The sequence below is a fragment of the Variovorax sp. P1_H12_2 genome (assembly GCF_056405335.1).
Map to the genome: position 1 here is coordinate 1 of NZ_JBFUCI010000382.1, position 6,310 is coordinate 6,310.

Below are 6,310 nucleotides of genomic sequence, written 5' to 3' on the forward strand. Positions count from 1 at the left end.
ACCAGTTCGCGTTGAACACCTCGCGCTGGTCGCGGTTGTCGGTGGGCCGCGGCTGTTCCCGCAGGCTGCCCGCGGGCAGCACCGCCGCCGCCATGCCGCGCGAGGCCGCGGCCTTGAGTTCGTAGGGCGCATCCCTCCCGTAGCCGGGCATGTTGTTCACCATCGGGCTGCCCACCGCGTCGTGCCATGCCAGCAGCCGGACCTCCACGCCCCGCTTCGCCGCGTCTTCCAGCAGGCGGCCCCAGGTCTCGCCGCGCGGCCAGTCCGTCGCCATCTTGCGGGTCAGCTCCATCGCCGGATCGAAGCCCCAGCAGATGATGTCGATGCTGCGCTGGGCGTTGCGGATGTCCTCGGCGATCTGCGCAAAGGCCAGTTCGCCGCAGATGAACACCTCCAGGTTGTTTTGGTGAAACACCCGTGCCTTCCCGTCCTTGGCCTTCTCCAGGCACCATTGCGCACTGCCGCTGGCCTTGCGCGACGCTTCGCTCAAGGGAACGCACGAGATGGTCTGGGTGTCGCTCATTGCTTTCCTTCCTCGGTGTCCTGGCGGTGCTGGAAATGCGCCATGCGGTCCTGCGTGCTGCCTTGGGCCGCGCGATAGCCGCGGGCGGCGAGCCTGTCGTCCGCGGCGTCGAGTTGCGCCTTGACGGGCAGTTCGTATTCGTGGCCATTGGCGAGCTTGACCTTGTACGCAGCGGTGCCGCTCTGGTGGTCTTCGATGAGCACCGCACCGTGCGCATCGGTCACGCCATCACGGACCTTGGCGCCGTCCTTGTACAAGGCGTAGGGCTCGAGGCTCAGCGGCCGGCCGTCCTGCGCGTGCGATAGCAGTACGAAGCTCAGCACATTCTTGTGGTGCAGTTCCTTGAGGCTCGACATGCCGTTCACGACAGGTGTAGGCACGTTCTTCGGTCCGACCATGCTGTGGCTTGCGGCGTACTCGATGTGCCGGCCCGAGGTGGCCTGCTCATTGCCCGCGGCGTTCAGGCGGATGTAGCTGCCACCCCCGTTCAACATCAGTTCTTCCTTGGCGCTGATGGTGATCGTGTTCGCCGTCTGTGTGATGTTCAGCTTGGCGATCAGGTTGATGCTCTCTTTCAGCGCCTTGATGTCGATGTCGCCGCCGAAGGCGAACAGCCGTATCCCCGCCTGATAGGCGAACAGCCGGATCGCGTCCTTGACGCTGGCCAGCAGGCTCTTGCCGGCCGAGATGCTGGTGTGGCCGCCGCTGGTGAGCGCCGTGTGCTCGTCGCTGGCGATGTGGGTGGAGCCCGCCGTGGTGCTTTCGATGCCGGCCGGGCTGGCGAACATCATGTGGGGTTCGGCGAGTTCGGGGAAGTGACCTTCGCCCGTGGAGCCATCACCCTTGATGGCGTCGTTCTGCGCCCTGAGGGCTTTGGTGACTTCATCCTGGTCGCCGGCCTCATGGGCTTCGGCCTGCTGCGCCGAACCGGACAGCGCGTCGTGCTGGTCATGCCCGGCCGTCAGGCGTGCCACGGTTTCATCCATGTCCTTGGCATGGCCCTGGGCATTGGGCCGGGCTTCGGTGGTGAAGAGCGCCCCGGCCTGGGCGCGGAACACTGCGTGGCCGTCGGTGCGTACCTCGATGCCTTCGCCTCGCGAGTCCTTGCGCCCGGTGTTGTCTTCGATGCGGGTGATGTAGCCCGCGCTGAAGGAGCTGCTCAGGTGGTCGCTCTTGAGCTGCACCTGGATTTTGCCGGGCGTGTCGTCCAGCACGACGTGGTTGCTGCGGCCGGCCGCGCTGTTGCCGCCTTCCTCGGTGAGTTCGCGCGAACGGATGCCCGAGAGCGCGCTCTGACCGGGCAGCGCCCACGGCGGCAGGTTGTTCTGGTTGTGGACGCGGCCCGTGCAGATGGGCAAGTCCGGATCGCCGTCGAGGAAGCTGACGATGACTTCCTGGCCGATGCGCGGCACATGAACGCCGCCGAGCTGGTTGCCCGCCCATTCGCTGGAGACCCGAACCCAGCAGGTCGAATGCTGGTTCTTCTGGCCCAGCCGGTCCCAGGGGAAATGCACCTTGATGCGGCCGTACTGGTCGGTCCAGAGGTTCTGGCCTTCGGGGCCGACGACCAGGGCCGATTGCGGGCCACGAACGAAGGGCTTGGGCTGGGTGAGCGCGGGGCGCAGGGGCTCGGTGACGGGGTGGGCCGTGAAGTCGACTTCGACCTTCCATTGCTGCTTGCGCCCGGGCGCAGCGTCCTTGATCTGGCTGTCCTGGGCCACGTCCTCGATCAGAAAGTGCGTGTCGAGGATGAGGTACTCGGCATTGGCCTTCTGGCGCGGGTGCTTCGCCAGCTTGAAGGTGAAGCCGGGCACCATGCCGCGCAGGTTGCCGCTGGCCCTGGCCCTGGCGCCGTGGGTGCGCAGGGCCTGCATGCGCAGCAGCGCCAGCTGGCGGCCTTCGTCCTGCGGGTCGTTGGCCTCGGCGCTGCCGGCCCTGGGCTGGGCGTAGTGGCTGCCTCCACGGCCTGCGTGCCACTCGTAGACCTCGCCGTCGGCCTGGCCCGTGGGACGCGGGTCGCTGCGCGATTGGGTGAGGTCGGCACGCGGGCGGGTGTAGTCGTAGTCCCGGGTGGTGTAGCGCCCGCTGGTCAGCTGGTGCTCGGGCACGAAGCTGTGGAGGTATTCGGCATCGATCTTCCAGCCGGGTGCGTGGTACTCGACCTGCCGGTAGGCCTCGCTGTCGCTTTTGCGGTAGGCGGCCATGGCGTCGCTGAGCACCAGCCGGTGCTTGCCCTCGCTGTGCTCGAAGTGGTAGCTGATGCCCCATTCCTGGCACAGGCGGATGAAGAACGCGAGGTCGCTCTCGTTGTACTGGGTCTGGTAGTCGCGCGGGGGGTAGCTGTCGAACAGGCGCTTGTCGACCGAAAAGGGGTAGGCGCCGAGCAGTTCGTCGAGGATGTCGACCACGGTCTTGTTCTGGAAGATTTTGCAATCGGTGCTTTGGTCCAGCAGATGCAGCCAGGGGCGCAGCATGAGCTTGTACTGGAGGTGCCGCCCCTCCTCGCCCCAGAAGGCCGCGACCGCGATCACGGCGTTGATCTGGCGAGTGCCGGCGCCCACGCGATCGACGCTGGCGCCGACCGCGCCGGGAATGAACTCGCCCGAGCCGTCGAGCTGGATGCTGCAGCTGATCTCGCGCCCGATGAAGTCGTCGAGATCGAAGTCGGCCGCGCCGCTGGCGCCGAGGTTCAAGGCATCGGGCGTTTTGAGCAGAAGCTCGTATTCGAACAGGCTGTTGAGGCCTTCGCGGCCCGACAGGCGCACGGGCTCCAGCGCCGGGCGGCCCAGGACGACCGGGATCGCCGGGGATTCGATGGACAGGGTGTGGTTGCTCGACATGATGGGTCTCCTCTACGTGATGGCGCCGCGGTGCGGCGGGGCTACTTCTCTCGCACGCCCCAGAGCTCCATGCGCAAGCCCGGGATCTCTCCGGCGATGTGCAGCGCGAGACCGCCGTGCTTGAGCAGGTGTTCCCACAAAGGCCCGCGCGAATCGATCTGGAAATAGACGAAGCCGGCGTTGAACGGGATCTGCCGCGGCGGCACCGGCAACGCCTGCAGCGGGATCCCGGGCAGGTGCGAGCGGATGAGCTCGGGCAGGCGGTCGCTGGGGCCGACCTTGCAGCGCGCGGGAAACTGGCTGGCAAGCACATCGGGCGGCGCGTGGGCCGCGACGGCAAACACAAGGCTTGCAAATCCCTGCAACTCGCCGAGGTCGACGCTTGCCACGCGCACGCCATTGGGGCGATCCGCCAGCGGGATGCTTTGCGCGCTGCGCACCAGCACGTCGTTGAGCAGAGCCTGAACGTCGCCCACCAGGCCCTTGAAGGAGAGGTGCGGGTCCATGTGCTGGTAGGCCGGATGCCCTTTGGGCCGGCGCGTGCTGGCCCTGACGAAGGTGGAGAGTTCGCCGCTCAGGGTGCGCAGCGCGATGTAGAGCGCCTCGGGCGAGGTCTCGCGCACCCGCAGCCAATGCTCCAGCATCGGCTCGTAGCGATTGAGGATCTGCAGCAGCAAGAAGTCCGACACCTCGGCCGCCTCGCTGGACCTGCCGTCGCTGCCGCTGAGCCGCGCCGCCAGCGATTCGGCACGCAGGCGGCACAGGCCATGCAGGTTGGTGATCCAGTCGGCCAGCAGCGAACTCGCGCCATAGCCAGCCACAGGCGGAATCAGCTGCGCGTCGAGCGTGATGCTGCCGTCCGAGCGCAAGGTGGTCACGCGGGTCAACGGCAGGCCGATCCAGGCGTCGGTCATCTCGCGCTGCGGCAACAGGCGAAGGCGCAGGCGCGACAGCTGCACGGTCTTCGGGCCCTGCCCGACGGAGTTGGCATCGCGCAGCTCGGTGTCGAACACCGAGAAGCGCGCGAGCGATGCGCTCGACGCGGCGGCGTCGTCGAAGGTGGTTTCCTCGCCGTTGGGCGTGCGAATCGGCACCGCGAGGTAGATGAGCTGCTCCAGATGCTCGGGCAGGATCGTGAGCGGCGCGGGCGGCAGCGTCTGGCCGGGCGTGTCGAACGGCGTGCCATCAGAAAAGATGCCGCTCGCGCTCGCCAGCACCACCTTGCCCAGCGACAGCGATTCGGCATCGATGGCGTAGCGGCCGAAGCCCCAGTAGAACGGGCTCAGCGCGGCGGCGCGCTTGTGCGCCAGGTGTTCCAGGTAGCGCTYCTGCTGCTGGAACAGCTGCGGGCGCAGGAAAAGGCCTTCGCTCCAGGCGACCTTGTTGTACCAACTCATGGTGTCGTTGCTTCCGCTCGCAGGCAGTGGGGATCAATCAATGGATGGGCGTCAACCGCACGCCCTGGGCCTGCAGGTCGATCTGCAGCCTGAGCTTCTGGGCCGGCAGCACGGCCCGGTACCAGGCGGCCTCGGGTGCGGGTTCGACCTTCTGCACCGCGCGCCAGTCGGCGTGGGCGAGGTCGCGGTAGCCCGCCAGCACGCCGATCGCGGCCAGGTCGGGATGCGATTTGCGACGGATGGTCCGGACGTCGCCGGGCCGCATGATGAATTCCTCGCGCACCAGCAGGTCGCTGCCGATCAGCGCCTTGTCGTGCTGCTGGAGCGTGAAGTAGTCGGCCGACTCGAAGCCGGCTTCGGAGCGCAGTTCGTAGATGCGCACCAAGATCGGCGCCGCCCTGCCCTTGTCGTCCGGGTTCAGGTCGCTGGCCGCCGTGAGCCTGATGTCGAGCTTGGTCTGCTCCCGTGGATAGGAGAACGGCGTCGAGAACGAGGACGGCGCGGCGAAGGATGGTGCCGAGGGCAGGGACGGCGGCTCGACGGACACCGAGATCTGCGCCCGCGCCGTCAGGGCAATCGCCGCCAGCGCGCAGGCGATCGCGATGCGCCAGGGATCTGACAAGTGGAGGGCCATGCTGAACTTGGTGAGGATCGGAAAAAGGAAAAGGAGCCCCGCCCCGGTCGCGCGCGATGCGGGCATGCATCCGCGGCCGGAGGCGCGGTTCCTCGCAGGGCCCGGCATGCCGGGCCCGCGCATCAGGACTCCTTGTTGCCCTTGATGTCGTAGCCGGCCGTGATGGCGCCGGCGCTGCCGCCCTGGGCGTTCTGCACGGCGTACTCCTGCTTGACCTTCGAGAAGGACAGGCGCACGGTCTCGCGCACGCGCGATTCGTCGCTGTTGGAGCCCTTCGGCGCGACGCTGGTGATGATCACGTCGGTGAAGGTGAACTTGAGGTACTCGAGCGGGTTGCCGCCGGCCTTGCGGACCGTGAGCTTGGCTTCGGCCACGTGCTTGCCGGTCAGGCAGTACTTCATGAGGTTGGGGCTGGAGCGATCGACGTAATGGTCGAACTCCAGGTCGTCCACGGTGGCCTTGCCGGCGCCGCCGCCCGAGCCGGCGTGCATCATCGATTCCTGCGCGACCTTCCAGTTGAAGGACAGCACTTCGATCTCGTTCTTGTGGGCCGCGTCGGGCGCCTCGCCTTCGATGCCGTTGAGTTTCAGAAAGATATCTTGAGACATGAAATTCCCCTGAGCAGTATTTGCTTTTTTATGAGTGGATGGGCCGCCGCGAGCGCAGATGCGCACCGGCGTCTCTTCGTCGGGCGGCGTCTTTTTCGCGCCGCTTCATCAATGCTTGAAGACGCAGTCGCTCAGGCCGCTTCCTTGAGCGACGGCAGCTTCGCGACCAGGCGCAGCGAGACCGTGAGGCCTTCGAGCTGGAAGTGCGGACGCAGGAAGAACTTCGCGCTGTAGTAGCCCGGATTGCCTTCGATGTCCTCGACCACCACCTCGGCCGCAGCGAGCGGACGCCGCGCCTTGGTTTCCTG

At 67.0% G+C, this 6,310-nt stretch carries 5 protein-coding genes and 1 pseudogene; all 6 read right to left on the bottom strand.

The window, feature by feature from the left end; all coding sequences use genetic code 11:
• Nucleotides 1–523 (bottom strand): phospholipase D-like domain-containing protein (locus tag AC1D2K_RS27710; RefSeq protein ID WP_478092701.1); only part of this gene is annotated, 523 nt, incomplete at its 3' end.
• Complete coding sequence (locus tag AC1D2K_RS27715) at nt 520–3,363, bottom strand: type VI secretion system Vgr family protein (RefSeq protein ID WP_478092703.1); 2,844 nt, start codon at nt 3,361–3,363, stop codon at nt 520–522. The genes AC1D2K_RS27715 and AC1D2K_RS27710, both read right to left, overlap by 4 nt.
• Nucleotides 3,364–3,404: 41 nt before the next feature.
• The gene (gene tssK / locus AC1D2K_RS27720; RefSeq protein WP_478092704.1) at nt 3,405–4,760 is read right to left on the bottom strand and encodes a type VI secretion system baseplate subunit TssK; all 1,356 of its coding nucleotides are present in this window, start codon (nt 4,758–4,760) and stop codon (nt 3,405–3,407) included.
• A 37-nt stretch (nt 4,761–4,797) separates the two neighbouring features.
• On the bottom strand, nt 4,798–5,394 hold the full coding sequence (gene tssJ / locus AC1D2K_RS27725) for a type VI secretion system lipoprotein TssJ (RefSeq protein ID WP_478092707.1): 597 nt from the start codon (nt 5,392–5,394) through the stop codon (nt 4,798–4,800).
• 122 nt (nt 5,395–5,516) lie between these two features.
• Nucleotides 5,517–6,002: an Hcp family type VI secretion system effector gene (locus AC1D2K_RS27730; protein WP_478092708.1), complete on the bottom strand. Its 486-nt coding sequence runs from the start codon at nt 6,000–6,002 to the stop codon at nt 5,517–5,519.
• 131 nt (nt 6,003–6,133) lie between these two features.
• Nucleotides 6,134–6,310 (bottom strand): annotated as a pseudogene (locus AC1D2K_RS27735) (type VI secretion system contractile sheath large subunit); the annotation flags it as partial.

What these genes read in the sequence shown, in the direction of transcription:
- AC1D2K_RS27715 (WP_478092703.1), bottom strand. Translation starts at nt 3,363, where the DNA reads ATGTCGAGCAACCACACCCTGTCCATCGAATCCCCGGCGATCCCGGTC.
- AC1D2K_RS27730 (WP_478092708.1), bottom strand. Translation starts at nt 6,002, where the DNA reads ATGTCTCAAGATATCTTTCTGAAACTCAACGGCATCGAAGGCGAGGCG.
- tssJ (WP_478092707.1), bottom strand. Translation starts at nt 5,394, where the DNA reads ATGGCCCTCCACTTGTCAGATCCCTGGCGCATCGCGATCGCCTGCGCG.